Annotated in this window: 12 protein-coding genes; 6 read left to right on the plus strand and 6 right to left on the minus strand. The window is 74.1% G+C overall.

The window, feature by feature from the left end:
• Positions 1-181: 181 nt before the first annotated feature.
• Both B086_RS0105560 and B086_RS39235 read right to left on the minus strand, forming a co-directional pair.
• A complete protein-coding gene (locus B086_RS0105560; RefSeq protein WP_018565415.1) occupies positions 182-1066 on the minus strand; it encodes a helix-turn-helix transcriptional regulator in 885 nt (294 codons plus the stop codon).
• A 254-nt stretch (positions 1067-1320) separates the two neighbouring features.
• The gene (locus tag B086_RS39235; protein ID WP_018565416.1) at positions 1321-2004 is read right to left on the minus strand and encodes a TetR/AcrR family transcriptional regulator; all 684 of its coding nucleotides are present in this window, start codon (positions 2002-2004) and stop codon (positions 1321-1323) included.
• Between the two features lie 443 nt (positions 2005-2447).
• On the opposite strand from B086_RS39235, the gene B086_RS0105570 reads away from it, so the two are divergent.
• Positions 2448-3632: a transposase gene (locus B086_RS0105570; protein WP_018565417.1), complete on the plus strand. Its 1185-nt coding sequence runs from the start codon at positions 2448-2450 to the stop codon at positions 3630-3632.
• 225 nt (positions 3633-3857) lie between these two features.
• Here the strand turns inward: B086_RS0105570 and B086_RS0105575 are convergent, their stop codons facing one another.
• Positions 3858-4592, minus strand: a complete 735-nt coding sequence (locus B086_RS0105575; protein ID WP_018565418.1) for an SDR family NAD(P)-dependent oxidoreductase — start codon at positions 4590-4592, stop codon at positions 3858-3860.
• Between the two features lie 203 nt (positions 4593-4795).
• Positions 4796-5452 carry a ScbR family autoregulator-binding transcription factor gene (locus B086_RS0105580; protein ID WP_018565419.1) on the minus strand — a complete coding sequence of 219 codons (657 nt, stop codon included), beginning with the start codon at positions 5450-5452 and terminating at the stop codon, positions 4796-4798.
• 131 nt (positions 5453-5583) lie between these two features.
• Between B086_RS0105580 and B086_RS0105585 the strand changes: the two genes are divergently transcribed.
• Complete coding sequence (locus B086_RS0105585; protein ID WP_018565420.1) at positions 5584-6516, plus strand: ScbA/BarX family gamma-butyrolactone biosynthesis protein; 933 nt, start codon at positions 5584-5586, stop codon at positions 6514-6516.
• Between the two features lie 281 nt (positions 6517-6797).
• Positions 6798-7817, plus strand: coding sequence for a metallophosphoesterase family protein (locus B086_RS0105590; RefSeq protein WP_018565421.1), 1020 nt, complete (start codon positions 6798-6800; stop codon positions 7815-7817).
• A gap of 118 nt (positions 7818-7935) precedes the next feature.
• Here the strand turns inward: B086_RS0105590 and B086_RS0105595 are convergent, their stop codons facing one another.
• On the minus strand, positions 7936-8538 hold the full coding sequence (locus tag B086_RS0105595) for a hypothetical protein (protein ID WP_018565422.1): 603 nt from the start codon (positions 8536-8538) through the stop codon (positions 7936-7938).
• A gap of 356 nt (positions 8539-8894) precedes the next feature.
• Between B086_RS0105595 and tsaD the strand changes: the two genes are divergently transcribed.
• From tsaD to alaS, 3 genes are read left to right on the plus strand one after another with little or no spacing between them, the layout of a single operon-like run.
• Positions 8895-9947 (plus strand): tRNA (adenosine(37)-N6)-threonylcarbamoyltransferase complex transferase subunit TsaD, encoded by a 1053-nt coding sequence (gene tsaD / locus B086_RS0105600; protein ID WP_026252137.1) that lies wholly within the window; start codon positions 8895-8897, stop codon positions 9945-9947.
• On the plus strand, positions 9947-10531 hold the full coding sequence (locus tag B086_RS0105605; protein WP_018565424.1) for a GNAT family N-acetyltransferase: 585 nt from the start codon (positions 9947-9949) through the stop codon (positions 10529-10531). The genes tsaD and B086_RS0105605 overlap by 1 nt, the downstream gene beginning before the upstream one ends.
• Before the next feature lie 16 nt (positions 10532-10547).
• Positions 10548-13214, plus strand: coding sequence for an alanine--tRNA ligase (gene alaS / locus B086_RS0105610; RefSeq protein ID WP_018565425.1), 2667 nt, complete (start codon positions 10548-10550; stop codon positions 13212-13214).
• Between the two features lie 60 nt (positions 13215-13274).
• Here alaS and B086_RS0105615 read toward each other — a convergent pair whose 3' ends face one another.
• The gene (locus tag B086_RS0105615; RefSeq protein WP_018565426.1) at positions 13275-14081 is read right to left on the minus strand and encodes a hypothetical protein; all 807 of its coding nucleotides are present in this window, start codon (positions 14079-14081) and stop codon (positions 13275-13277) included.
• Positions 14082-14122 lie beyond the last annotated feature (41 nt).

Genomic DNA, 14122 nt, shown 5'->3' on the forward strand with positions numbered 1-14122 from the left:
GAGGGGCCCGCGAGATCAACGCGGGCGGGCGAACGGGCAGCCACAGTGGGGAGTTGCCGTAGTAGGCCCGGATCCGGGCAGCGAAGAGCCCGGCCCGGCAACGACGGGGGACGGCGATGCCGGGCCGGGCGGAGCCCGCGGCCTCCGGGGAAGGGACCGCGGACGTGGGGCCGGGGTCGGGTCAGTCGACCGCGGCGGTCTCCGGGCGCGTCACGGGGGCGGCCGACGCCAGGTCGGCCAGCAGGCGCAGCGCGGTGTGCGAGGGTGAGCCGGGTTCGGCGTTGAAGACCGACACCCGCTGCCCGTCGTCGTAGGTGAGGTCGAGCAGTTCGTTGGCGAGGGTCAGCGAGCCGACCAGGGGGTGCCGGAACTCCCGGGTCTGGCGCAGGCAGGGGCGTACGTCCTGGGCCGCCCACAGGGTGGCGAACTCCGGGCTGTGCAGGGTGAGATCGCCGACGAGTTCGGCGAACCGCGGGTCGTCGGGGTGGCGGGCCGCCATCATGCGCAGGTCCTCGACGGTGGCGCGGGCCTTCTGCCGCCAGTCCGCGTACAGCTCGCGGGTGTGCGGGTCGAGGAAGACGAGGCGGGCCACGTTGGGGCGTTCGCCGGTGCGGCCGGGGGCGTCGAAGCCGACGTGGCCCGCGAGCAGCGCGTGGGCCATGCGGTTCCAGCACAGGATGTCTCCGGTGCGGCCGATCACGAGGGCGGGTACGTCGCCGAAGGCGTCGATCATCAGGCGGACGCCCTGCCGGACCTGTTCGGGCCGCACGCGCCGACGGGCTCGGGGCTTCTTGCGGGCCAGGCTGTGCAGATGGGCGCGCTCGGTGTCGGTGAGGCGCAGCACCCGGGCGACGGCGTCGAGCACGGCGTCGGACGCGTTGGGGCTCTGCCCCTGTTCCAGCCGGGTGTAGTAGCCGACGCTCACCCCGGCGAGCTGCGCGAGTTCCTCGCGGCGCAGTCCCGGTACGCGGCGGCGGCCGCCGTAGGTGACGAGGCCGATGTCCTCGGGGCGGAGCCGGGCGCGCCGGGAGCGCAGGAACGTGCCTAGCTCGGGTCGCTGGTCCATGCCCGCCAGCGTGGCACGGTCCGCCGCCCGCTGCCTGCCCCTGTCAGGTGCAGGCAGGGGTACCGGCGGCGGGGCGGGCGCGGGGTCTTCCATGGCGGGGCCTCTTCTCGGCTGCGCGGTGACAGGTGCGGGAGGGTGCGGGAGGGGAGTCGTGGTGCGGGTGGGACGGGCTCACCGAGGGGCGCCCGGAACGCGTGGCCGCGGCCCGGACGGTTCCGGTGCGTGCCCAGGCGTGCGCGGAGCGCGGTGGCCGTTCATGGCGCGTTTTCGACCCCGTCGGGCGGCCGTTCGTCCCGGCCGGCGGGCGGCGCGGGGTCCGGGCAGAGCACCGCGGCGGACTCCGCGCCGGGGCCGGTGGCCGCGCCGCGCAGGATCAGCTGCCAGATCCGCGCCAGTTCCCGGGTCGCGCGGGGCGTCTGGAGGCCCTGGGTCTGCCGTGCGTGGCGGATGCCCGCCTCCGCGCCGGTGACCAGGTGGACGGCGAGCGTGGCGACCGTGTCCGGGTCGGTTCCGGGGCGCAGTCCGCGGCCCTCGGCGCGGTGGATCAGGTCGCGCAGCGGCCGCGCCCACAGGGACTGCCAGGCCGGTTCGAGGGCGGGGCGCTCGCGGGAGAGCCGGGCGGTGGCGCGGACGGCGGCGTCGGCGCTGAGCAGGTCGGTGACGGCCAGCGTCAGATCGACCGCCGTGCGCAGGGGCGGCGCCGCGGCGGAGACGGTCCGCTCCACCACGGCCCTGGTGGTCTCGCGGCCCTGTTCCTGGATGGCCGCCACCAGGTCGTCCTTGGTGGAGAAGTGGTAGGTCAGGGCGCCCATGGAGATGCCGACCCGCTTGCACATCTGGGTGAACGACGCGCCGTCGTAGCCCTGCTCGTCGAAGGCCTCGGCCGCCGCCTGAAGCAGTGCGCTCCGTGTGCGCAGAGCTCTTTCCTGTTTCACCATGGGAGGTCTCCGACTCCTGGTAGCAGCGAGTCAACGGTTCCGGCCAGATACGCGGGACGGGACGGCGGGGAAAGCCCGGGACCGGTCCTCACGATGGTGTCAACTCGTCTGCCATAGAGCGGTATTCAGCGCCAATCATGGTGGGGGCACGCGCGCGACCGTGACCGGACGGACGACGGGTGCCGGCTGCGCGTCGGCCGACTGTCCACGACGCGGCTGTCCTGCACTGATGCCGCACGGAACGCCCCCGGGCCGACCGGGTCGGTGTCCCGACCAGGTTCTTGCACGTGGTGACGGGACGCAACACCTCTTTGCCGAATGTCCCAAGATCCACTCCGACTTGGCCAAGTCTCGCGGGTCGCATCCGCCGTGGCTAAGATAAAAAAAACAATCGCTATTATTCTTGCATCCGGCACCGTGACCGTCTGTGGAAGGACTGCACCATGGCCGTGCGCTACCCGTCCCGCACCCCCGCCCTGCTGGAGGAGACGCCCGTGGCGGCTTTCGCCGGGGCGCTCTTCGGGCACCTGACGCGCGCCGACCAGCGCCGCTGGGCCCACGCGTATCTGGAGGGGCTGCTCAGCACACCGGGCAAGAAGTCGGTGCGCCGGCTGGCCGCCGCCGTCTCCGCCTCGCCCACCGCCGGCCAGTCCCTCCAGCAGTTCGTCAACAGCAGCCCGTGGGAGTGGGATCCGGCGCGCGAGGAGCTGACCCGCTGGGCGGAGGACCGCGCCCGGCCGCGCGCCTGGACGCTGGGCCGCGCCGTGCTGCCCAAGCGGGGTGACCGCTCGGTGGGCGTGCAGCGCTGCTTCGTCGCCGCCTCGGGGCGCACGCTCAACTGCCAGCAGGCGATCGGCCTGTTCCTGGCGACCGACGACGGGCACCTGCCCGTCGACTGGCATCTGCTGCTGCCCGAGCGCTGGGCCGGTGATCAGCAACTGCGCCGCCAGGCGCGGATCCCCGCCGCCGAGGAGCACCGCCCGCTGTGGGAGCACGCCCTGTCCCTGGTGGACACCGCCGCCGCGCGCTCGCGCCACACCCCGGTGCCCACGGTCGCCGACCTCAGCGACTGCCAGGACGCGGGGCTGCTGGTGCGCGGGCTGACCCGGCGCCGCCACGGCTTCGTCATCGCCGTACCGCGCCGGTTACCGGTCGAGCCGCACGGACCGGTCGCCGCCGCGAACCCCCGTACGGCACCCGGGGCGGCGGTGCCGCAGACCGCCGAGCGGATGCTGTGGTCGCGCAGCGTGCGCCGTCCGCACACCGCCGTCGTCGGCTCCGCCGCCGGACGGCAGCGGCATGTGCGCATCGTGTCCTGCCTGGTGCGCCTCTCCTCGGCGCGCGAGGAGCCGCTCTCCTCGCGGACGTTCTACCGGCTGTTCGCCCGCTGGGTGCCCGACCAGCAGCGGTTCGACCGGATGTGGCTCACCAACCTCGTGGACCACCGCATCGACGAACTGCTCGCGCTGGCGGCGCTCCAGACCGGCACCGACGCCACCGTGACCACCCTGGAGGAGGACTTCGGCCTCTGCGACTTCGAGGGCCGTTCCTTCCCCGGCTGGCACCACCACATGACCCTGGTCTCGGCCGCGTACGCCTACGGGCGGCTGGGCCGTGAGGAGGACTGAGGAGACCGGGAGCCAGAGGAGTGCGAGGAGTCCCGGGCAGTGCGAGGGGTGTGAGGGGTGCGAGAGGTGTGAGGGGCGGGACCGCGGGGCCGGTCCGTCCGGCGGAGGCGGGGGCCCGCCGGACGGAGGCGCGGCGGGGTGAACGTCCCCGCCGGGGTGCGGCGTTCAGGCGGAGACCCCGCCGGGGTGCGGCGTTCCGGCGGAGACTCCGCCGGGGCCTGCCGTTCAGACCGCGACGCACCCGCCGTCCACCGGCACGTCCGCCCCGGTGACGAAGGAGGAGCGGTCGCTGCAAAGCCAGGCGGCGGCCTCGGCGATCTCGGTCGGGTCCGCGAGCCGGTGCATGATGGCGCGGGCGGTCGCGTGCTCCTCCCGCAACTGCGCCTTGTCGAACGTCCCGGTCAGCAGATCGGTCCGGGTGGAGCCCACGATCAGGGCGTTCACCCGGATCCCGCGGTCGCCGTACTCGGCGGCGGCGGCCCGGGTCATGCCGAGCACCGCGTGCTTGGCGGCGACGTAGGGCGCGCTCGCCCCGGTCGCGAACCGGCCCGCGGTGCTGGAGGTGTTGACGATCGCGCCGCCGGAGGACTGGCGGAGCATCACCGGTATCTGCTGCCGTAAGCAGTTCCACACGCCCCGCACGTTGACCTCCATGATGTGGTCGTAGTCGCGGTCGTCCGTCTCGTGCAGCGGGGTGCCGGCCGAGCCCCACCCCGCGTTGTTGAAGGCCGCGTCCAGTCCGCCGTACGCGCTCACCGTCCGGGCCACGGCCCGTGCGACGTCGGCGGGCCGGGTGACGTCGCCGACCGTCACCTCGGCGACACCCCCGGCCGCGGAGATCTCCGCGGCCACTTTCAGCAGCCGTTCCTCGCGGCGCGCCATCAGCATGACGGCGGCGCCCTGGGCGGCCATGACCTGGGCGGCGGCCGCCCCGATGCCGCTGGACGCCCCCGTGATCATGATGACCTTGCCGTCAAGTTCCTTGCGCGCAGGGCTGGTTGCCACCATCTGTCACTCCCCCGTTCGGATACCGACTCCGCCAGACAGTGTGTCCCAGCTTCAATCAAAACCGAAAGAACTTTCGGTAAGCGGTCGGGCCGAGCCATCCGAACCAGCCATCGCCGCCGGTCGCGGCGCCTGCGCGCCCGCCGCCCGCGGTTGCCTCAGGCATGCATCGGAGCGTCGGCGTCCGGGCGCGCCCGGCCCTCCCCGAACTCCAGCCGCTTGATCGCCGAGGGCACCGCCAGGGCCGGCAGCAGGCACCGCCACATCTCCTCGATGCGGTACGGCAGATCGCCGCGGCCCGGCCCCGACTCGGCGAAGGCGTGCAACTGGGCGCCGGTGCTGGCGTTGACCACGAGCCGTGCGACGGCCTCCACGTCGACCCCGGAGCGGACCTCGCGCCGGGCCTGCGCCGAGCGCAGCGCGTCGGCGAGGATCGCCGCCCACTGGCGGTGGGAGTTCTCCTCGGGACCCATGAAGTCCCCCTGTTCGGCGACCAGTCGGGCGCCGGCCACCAGCACCGGGTTGCGCAGCAGGCCGTAGGCCCAGATCAGGGTGATGTCCACGGCCCGCTGGAGCCCCTCGGCGCCGTCGACCGGCGTGGCGAAGCTGGGCTGCATCCGGACGATCTCCCGCGCCACGGCCTCCTTGTTCTCGAAGTGGAAGTACAGCGCCCCGAGCGTCAGACCGGCCCGGTTGGCGATCTTGTTGACACTGGCCCCGGCGAAGCCGGACTCGGCGAACACCTCCGCCGCCGCCTGGACCAGCACGGCACGGGTCCGCTGGGACCGCTCCTGTTTCGGTTCCCGCTTGGCCATTTCTGGCCCCCCTCTCGACCTCGACAAAAAAAATTGCTTTCTCTATCTTATAAGTGATCCACCCCCACCATGCAGGCAGTCCATGACGATGTTCAACAGTCCATGACGATGTTCAAGGGGAGTGAGCTCGTATGGCCAGCAGTGCTGTCGCCGCCACCGTCACCACCGACCGGGCCGTCGCAAGCACCGTCCTGGGATCCACCCGCAAGACCGAGCCGAGCGAGGCCCTGGTCACCGGCTGGCGCCACAGCGCCGCCGAGGAGCAGACGGTCACCGTGCGCTGGCCGGTCGCCCACGGCTTCTACGACCGGCCCGACGGCACCTTCAGCCCGCTGCTGTTCAGCGAGAGCGTGCGCCAGGCCGCCGCCGTCGTCAGCCACACCGTCTTCGACATCCCGCTGACCCACCGGCTCGGCTGGGAGTACCTGGTCACCCAGGTCGACCCGGCGGTCCTGGCCCGCACCGGCCGGGGCGCCACGATCGAGTTACGCCTGCGGCACACCGACATCGTGCGCCGCAGGGCCGGTTCCATCCATCTGACGACGCTCGCCACCGCCTCGCGCGACGGCGTCGAACTGGGCACCGCGCGCCTGCGCTACTCCGCGCTGCCGCCCGCCATCTACGACCGGCTGCGCGGCGGTCACGCCGACGCCCGGCAGGCGTTCGCCCGCGCCCTGCCGCCCGCCCCCGCGCTGCCGCCCGCGACCGTCGGCCGCACCCGCGAGCAGGACGTGGTGCTCGCCACCGGCCTGATCCCGTACCACTGGCGGCTGCGGACGGACACCGCGCACCGGGTGCTGTTCGACCACCCCCACGACCATGTGCCCGGCATGGTGCTCCTGGAGGCCGCGAGCCAGGCGGCCCACGCCTGCGCGGCGCCCGGCGGACCGACCGTGCCGGTCGGCTTCGACGCCCGGTTCTACCGCTACGTCGAACTCGACCAGCCCTGCTGGATCACCGCCACCACCGCCGACCGCGGGCCCTGCGGGCGCAGCATCCGCATCGACGGCCACCAGGGCGACGCGCTCGCCTTCCGCATCACCACGGAGTCGGTGACGCGCTGAGCCCCCTCCCCCGGAGGGCCGGCCGAGTCCCCTCTCCCGGAGGGCCGAGCCCCTTTCGCCGAGTCGGGCGGCCTTCCCCGGAGGGCTGAGCGCCCTTCTCCCGGAAGAACCGGCCCCTCGCGCGGAGGAACGGGCCCGTCGCGCCCGGCGGTCCGGGGCGGTCCGATGTCGCACACCGTTCACTCGGTCGTCGCGTTGGTCGCGTAAGAGTAACGGGTCTAGCCCGAATGCGGGGCGGGCCGGTCCGGCCCGCCCCGCGTCGCAGTCGAAAAGGATCCTCCGTGGAACGCAGATCTCTCATCGCCGCGACGGCCGGTGCCGTCGCGCTCGGCACGCTCGCCCAGGTACCCGCCGAAGCCGCGCCCGGACCCGGCGGGCGCGGCGGTGCGCCGCTGACCACCTTCAACGTCATCAGCGACATCCAGGGCGACCTGGGCGACCTGGCCGTCGCGCTGAAGGACATGCGCGCCACCAACCCGCACAGCTCGGGTCTCGCCGTGGCCGGTGACATCACACCGCGCGGCTACGACGCCGAATACGCCGAGGTGCGCAAGGTGTTCGAGCGGAACCCGCACCCGCGGGACATCGCCTGGGCCATCGGCAACCACGAGTTCTACGTCCCGAAGTGGGCCGACCCCGACACGCTGGCGCAGGCCAGCTGGCCCAACGGCACCACCGAGGACTCCCTGTTCCGCAGCTTCTACAGGTTCGCCGAGCGCGGCCGGGTCTACGCGGAGACGACGTTCGGCGGCATCCCGGTGCTGACCATCGGCACCGAGCGCTACATGCACTACCACGACCCGAAGCTGTGGGACGAGGTGTGGCTCAGCGAGGCGCAGTTCCGCTGGCTGGAGGACCGGCTCGCGTACTGGGCGCGGCGGCGCAGGCCCGTCATGGTGATCACGCACCACCCGCTGCCCAACACCGTCTCCGGCACCCGCAACAAGCTCTACATGAGCGACTATCTCCAGTCGGACCGGCTGCTCGGGCTCCTCGGCCGCTACCGTGACGTGTTCCTCTTCAGCGGGCACACCCACTGGGACCTGGGCCTGTCCGACTGGTACGTGCGCCGCGTGGTGCCCGGCACCGCCAACCTGGACGGCTTCGCGGTCATCAACACCGGTGCCGTACAGACCGGTTTCACCGACAACGGCCAGGGCGGCGAGAACGCCGTCGACGGCGCGTTCAACCAGGGCCTCCAGGTGGAGGTGCACCGCGACCATGTGGTCGTCAGGGCACGGGACTTCGCCTCCGGCAGCTGGCTGAAGCAGATCACCGTGCCCCTGGCCAACCGGATCTGACCGCCGTCCGCCTCCTGGCGTGGGGGTGCTCCCGGCGGGGCACCCTCACAGGAGGCATCCGGGCGGCCGCCGTACGACGCCCGCCGTGCGGCGAGCCGCCCGCCGTCCGCCCGGCGGCTCACTCCGCGGGTGCGGCCAGGTCCCACACGATGTAGTGGAACCGCCGCCGGCCCTCGTCCCGGCCGAGGTACTCCAGGGCCGCCACATGCCCCGCGCTGGTGGGCAGGCAGAACCACTCGCCGTCCTGGGACATCCAGCCCGAACCGCTCGTGTAGCTGCGGAGGTTGTGCACACAGCGGGCGGGGGTCACCCCGTCCGTGGCGGCGGTGATCCGCCCGCTCAGCACCGAGAAGTCGTCGCTCCCGCTCCACGAGATGTCCGGATTCCTGACGGACTTCCCGGTGGTGCCGTGTTCCAGGTCGGCGCTGTCGCCGCTCTCCAGGCTGAGGTCGCCGGTCCTGAGGACGGCGGCGGCGGGTGTGCCCGAAGGGGTGGGCGAGGGCGAGCCGGTGTCCGCCCCCGTGTCCGCGTCCGTCCCCGCTTCCCCGTCCGGGGATGACGCGGCGTCCGCCTCCGAGGGCGCCTCCGGAGCACCCGAGGTCGCCGCCGGTGTGATCATCGGCGATCCGGGGACCGCCGCGTCCCCCGACGAGGGTGCCGCCACGGAGGGCGGCGAGCCCGGCCGCTGCTGCGTGGCCACCGTGACGACCAGACCGGCCACCGGGATCAGGATGCCGACGACCCACCACGCCCAGCGCGGCGCCCCGTGTCCCGCCGGGGGAACCGGGGGCGGGGGCTGCGGCGGCTGCGGGGGCCGGGGAGGAACCGGTGGCCGTGAGCCGTCCGAACCGTGCGTCATCCCCGTCCCCCGATGGTCGATCAGCAGCTTGTTTACAAGATCCCTACCGTACCCGGGGCGCCGTGGGCATGTCACCCCAGGAGCCGTCGAGGGAATCTCCAGTTCCGGTCCCTTGGGTCCCTTCGGCCCCTGCTCGGCCATCGCGCCGGGGCCGCCACCGGCTCTTGTTGCGTACTATTTGCAATAACGCAGTGGTTGCAGAAAGAAGAGGTGCCGTGGTGGCTTCCCCCGTCGTGCTGGGCATCGAGTCGTCGTGCGACGAGACCGGGGCCGGGCTGGTGCGCCACGGCCGGCTGCTGGGGCACGCGCTGGCGTCGAGCATGGACGAGCACGCCCGGTTCGGAGGCGTGGTCCCCGAGATCGCCGCCCGTGCGCATCTGCACGCCCTGGCCCCGGTGGTGCGGCGCGCCCTGGACGAGGCGGGGCTGCGGCTGTCCGACATCGGCGCGGTCGCCGTGACCACGGGACCGGGACTCTCCGGGGCGCTCCAGGTGGGCCTGGCCGGTGCCAAGGCGCTCGCGTACTCGCTCGGGGTGCCGCTGCACGGCGTGCACCACCTGGCCGGGCATGTCGCCGCGGACACCCTGGAGCACGGCCCGCTGCCGGACCCGTGCGTGGTGCTGATCGTCTCCGGCGGCCACACCTCGCTGCTGCTCGTGCGCGACCTGGCCCGCGACCCGATCGTGCACCTCGGCGACACCCTGGACGACGCCGCCGGGGAGTGCTTCGACAAGGTCGCGCGGGCCTTCGGGCTGCCGTATCCCGGCGGTCCGGCCATCGACCGGGCAGCGCGCGCGGGGGATCCGCGCGCTGTCCCCCTCCCCCGCCCGCTGCCCGGCTCGTACGACTTCTCGTTCTCGGGCCTGAAGACCGCCGCGGCGCGCTGGGCCGAGGCGCACGCCGGGCGCGCGCTGCCGGTCGCCGACGGGGCGGCGTCCCTCCAGGAGGCCGTCGCCGACGTCCTCACCCGCAAGGCCGTCGCCGCCTGCCGCGCGCACGGCGTCGCCACCCTGGTGGTCGTGGGCGGCGTGGCCGCCAACTCGCGGGTGCGCGCGCTCGCCGAGGAGCGCTGCCGGGCGGCCGGGATCACCCTGCGGGTGCCGCCGCTGCGGCTGTGCACCGACAACGGCGCGATGATCGCGGCCGTCGGCGACCTGCTGGTCCGCGCCGGTGCCGCGCCCGCGCCGCTGGACGTGTCGATCGACCCGTCGGCGCCGCTGGAGTACGCCGCCCTGCACCCGGTCGCCGCCCCAGGGACGGCGGCGGCCTGATGAACACCGGCATCCGCCTCTTCGGGGACACCGGTCTGCTCCGGCAGGCTCCCGCGCTGCGCTCCGTCTACGTCGATGCCTTCTGCGCCCCTCCCTGGGAGGAGGACGAGTCCCGGGCCGACGAGTTCGTGACACGCCTCGCGGCCGACGCGCGCCGCCCGGGTTTCACCGCCGCGACGGCGTCGTGCGACGGGCGGGTCGTCGGTTTCGCCACGGCGTGGATCACGCCTGCCCCGTTCCCCACCGACCGCTGTCACCCGCAGGCCGGGGCCGGTCTCGGCCCGCAGCGCACCGCGGACTGGCTCTGCGGCGCACTGGAGGTCGACGAACTCGCCGTACGCGCCGCCGCCCGCGGCACCGGCCTCGCCGCGCGGCTCCTGGCGGCCGTGACCGCGGACGCGCCCGGGGGCCGGGCCTGGCTGCTGACCTCCGTGCGGAGCACCCGTGCCCTCTCCTTCTACCGCCGCCAGGGCTGGACGCAGGCCACCCACCCCGCGCCCGGGGGCAGGGGCAGCGTCGTCCTCCTCGGCCCCCGTCACCCCGCGCGCACCCTCGTCCCCCTTCCCCTTCCCCTTCCTCTGTGAGCCTTCGGAGCACGCCTTGCGCACCGCCGACATCCGCCGCCGCTTCCTCGACTTCTTCGCCGCGCGGGACCACACCGTCGTCCCCAGCGCCCCGCTGCCCACGCCCGATGCGACGCTGCTGTTCGTGAACGCGGGCATGGTCCCCTTCAAGCCGTACCTGACCGGCGAGGCACCGGCCCCCTGGGCGCGGGCGACCAGCGTGCAGAAGTGCGTGCGCACCCTCGACATCGAGGAAGTGGGCCGCACCACCCGGCACGGCTCCTTCTTCCAGATGAACGGCAACTTCTCCTTCGGCGACTACTTCAAGCAGGAGGCGATCGCCTTCGCCTGGGAGCTGTCCACCACCCCGGTCACCGGCGGCGGCTACGGCCTGGACCCGGACCGGATCTGGGTGACGGTGCACCACAGCGACGACGAGTCGCGCGCCCTGTGGCGCCGGGTCGCCGGTCTGCCCGACGAGCGGATCGTGGCGCGCGGCGACGAGGACAACTTCTGGTCCATGGGCGTGCCCGGTCCGTGCGGCCCCTGCTCCGAGCTGTACTACGACCGCGGCCCGGAGCTGGGCCGCGCGGGCGGCCCGGCGGTCGACGAGGACCGCTACATGGAGTTCTGGAACCTGGTCTTCATGCAGTACGAGCGCGGCGAGGGCCCCGGCAAGTCCGGCTACCCCGTTCTCGGCGAGCTGCCCCGCCGCGCCATCGACACCGGCATGGGCCTGGAGCGCATGGCCACCCTGCTCCAGGGCGCCGCCAACCTCTACGAGACCGACGAGGTCCGCCCGGTGCTGGAGCGGGCCGCCGCGCTCGCCGGGGTGCGCTACGGCTCCGGCGCCGAGGACGACGTACGGCTGCGGGTGGTCGCCGACCATGTCCGCACCGCCCTGATGCTGCTCGCCGACGGCACCTCCCCCGGCAACGAGGGGCGCGGCTATGTGCTGCGCCGCATCCTGCGCCGTTCGGTGCGCGCGATGCGCCGCCTCGGGTACGGCGACCCGGCGCTGGTGGACCTGCTCGCCGCGGCCCGCGACAGCATGGCGCCCGGCTACCCCGAGGTCGCGGACGGCTTCGAGCGGATCGCCGACCGGGCCGCCGGGGAGGAGGAGGCGTTCGGCGCCACGCTCCGGCAGGGCACGACGGTGCTGGACGCGGCCGTGGCCCGGGTGAAGGGGTCCGGCGGGCGGCGGCTGCCCGGCGCCGAGGCGTTCCTGCTGCACGACACGTACGGCTTCCCCGTCGACCTCACCCTGGAGATGGCCGCCGAGCAGGGCGTCGAGGTGGACCGCGAGGGCTTCGCCGCCCTCATGCGCGAGCAGCGCGAACGCGCCCGCGCCGACGCCCGCGCCCGCAAGGCGGGCGGCACCGGCACCACCGCGCTGCGTCCCGTCCTGGACGCCCACGGCCCCACCGACTGGCTGGCCTGGTCGGCGCTGACCACCGCATCACGGATCCTGGCCCTGCTCGGTCCGGCCGGTCCCCTCGCGGCGGCCCGCGAGGGCGAGATCGTCACCGCCGTCCTGGACCGGACCCCGTTCTACGCCGAGTCCGGCGGCCAGGAGAGCGACGCGGGCACCCTGTCGGGAGCCTCGGCGGAGGCCGAGGTGCTGGACGTGCAGCGCCCGCTGCCGGGCCTGGTGACCCACCAGGTGCGCGTCACGTCCGGCGAGCTGGCGGTGGGCGACGCGGTGCGCGCCGCCGTCGACCCCGAGTGGCGGCTCGGCGCCCGGCAGGCCCACTCCGGCACCCATGTGCTGCACGCGGCCCTGCGCCAGGTCCTCGGCCCCACCGCCCTCCAGTCCGGCTCCTCCAACCGCCCCGGCCACCTCCGCCTCGACTTCCCCTGGCGCGGCGCCCTCTCGGACACGGTGCGCGGCGACATCGAGGAGGCCGCCAACCGGGCGCTGCGCCGGGACCTGCCCGTCGCCGTGCGCTGGATGACGCTCCCGGAGGCCAAGGAGCTGGGCGCGCTCGCGCTCTTCGAGGAGACGTACGGCGAGAAGGTGCGCGTCGTGGAGATCGGCGGGGCGTGGTCGCGCGAGCTGTGCGGCGGTACGCATGTCGAGCACGCGTCCCAGATCGGTACCGTCGCGCTGACCGCCGAGTCGTCGGTCGGTGCCGGGATGCGCCGCCTGGAGGCCGCCGTGGGCATCGAGGGCTTCGGCTATCTGGCCCGCGAGCGGGATCTGGCCACCCGGATCGCCGAGCAGCTCCAGGCGCCGCGCGCCGAACTGCCCGACCGGATCGCCGCGCTGCTGGAGCGGCTGAAGACCGCCGACCGGGAGAACCAGCGGCTGCGGCGGCGGGAGACCGCGGCGCGCGCGGAGCGGCTCGCCGCCGGGGCCGTGGACGCCGGCGGGGTCCTGGTCGTCACGGCGGCCACGGACGAGGGGGCGGCCGGTGCCCGGGAGCTGGCCGCGGCCGTACGGGACGCGCTGCCCGCGCGGCGGCCCGGGGTGGTCGCCGTCGGCGCGGCGACCGGTGACCGGGCGGTGCTCGCCACGGCCGTCACCGGGGCCGCGCGCGGCCTCGGGCTGGACGCCTCGGCCCTGGTGAAGCGGCTGCTGGACGGCCGCGGCGGCGGCTCCGCCGAGGCGGCGCAGGGCGGCGGCCTGCCCGCCGGGCGGCTGGAGTCCGTACTCGCCTCGGTGCCGGACGAGGTGGCGCGGGCGCGCGCCGCTCAGGGCTGAGGCGCCCGCGTCCCGTCAGGGGGGGGCACCCCCGGTGTCACCGAGGGTGTCGCCGGGGTGTCAGACGCACTTGCCCTTCAGCCAGGCCGTGAGGTCCTTGGTGTACGAGGTGGCGACCGACACCCTGGTCGTGGGCGAGCCCAGCCGCGTCCAGGCCGCCTGCCAGGCCGCGTGGTTCCCGGAGGCGGCGGGCGGCGGCTCCTCCCAGCCGACGCTGTCGATCCAGCTGGGGTGGCCGGTGAGGGTGGCGCCGAGACCCGCCGCCTTGAGGCGCTTGTCGAGTTCGGGCTTCAGCGCGCTGTCGCGCGTGTAGATCATGATCTTCTGGCCGGCTATGCGCTCCTTCATGGGCGCGACGACCTCGGCCCAGGCGCGTTCCCGGATCGCCGAGTCGCTGTTGAGGAGCGACTGCTTGGCTTCGCCCTTGAGTTCCACCAGCGGAGTGATGTTCTTGGCCTTGGCGTCGTCGAGCCAGGCGCGGAAGGTGTAGACGGTCTCGCCCTTGTACGGCCCGCGGCTGATCGTCCGCCCCTTGAGCTGGTCGGCGCCGGTGGCCCACCACAGCTCCGTGACGGGCTTGCGGGTGCCGGTCAGCCCGTTGGTCGTGGTGTTGTGCCACATCACGCCCTTGGTGCCGTCCCGGGTGAGCTGGAGGTCGGCCTCCACACCGCCCGCGCCCCAGCTCTTCTGCTGGGCGAGGCCCTTGGGGTGATTGGGCTGGCGCACCTGGTCGCGGTCCCAGGGGTCGGCTCCCGTGGGGTAGCCGCCGTGTCCGAAGACGGTCGGGCAGAGCGGCAGCGCGGCGGCCGCGTCCGCGGGCCCCGCCTGAAGGGTGCAGCACAGCAGGACCGCCGAAGCGGCGGTCACTCCCCAGGTCCTTGCTCCCGGCATGTCCCCACCTCATGTCG

The sequence above is a fragment of the Streptomyces sp. PsTaAH-124 genome (assembly GCF_000373685.1).
In the GTDB taxonomy this organism is placed as follows: Bacteria; Actinomycetota; Actinomycetes; order Streptomycetales; family Streptomycetaceae; genus Streptomyces; species Streptomyces andamanensis.

Coding starts and splice junctions, on each gene's coding strand:
- B086_RS0105560 (WP_018565415.1), bottom strand. CDS start 1,066: ATGGACCAGCGACCCGAGCTAGGCACGTTCCTGCGCTCCCGGCGCGCC.
- B086_RS39235 (WP_018565416.1), bottom strand. CDS start 2,004: ATGGTGAAACAGGAAAGAGCTCTGCGCACACGGAGCGCACTGCTTCAG.
- B086_RS0105570 (WP_018565417.1), top strand. CDS start 2,448: ATGGCCGTGCGCTACCCGTCCCGCACCCCCGCCCTGCTGGAGGAGACG.
- B086_RS0105575 (WP_018565418.1), bottom strand. CDS start 4,592: ATGATCACGGGGGCGTCCAGCGGCATCGGGGCGGCCGCCGCCCAGGTC.
- B086_RS0105580 (WP_018565419.1), bottom strand. CDS start 5,452: ATGGCCAAGCGGGAACCGAAACAGGAGCGGTCCCAGCGGACCCGTGCC.
- B086_RS0105585 (WP_018565420.1), top strand. CDS start 5,584: ATGGCCAGCAGTGCTGTCGCCGCCACCGTCACCACCGACCGGGCCGTC.
- B086_RS0105605 (WP_018565424.1), top strand. CDS start 9,947: ATGAACACCGGCATCCGCCTCTTCGGGGACACCGGTCTGCTCCGGCAG.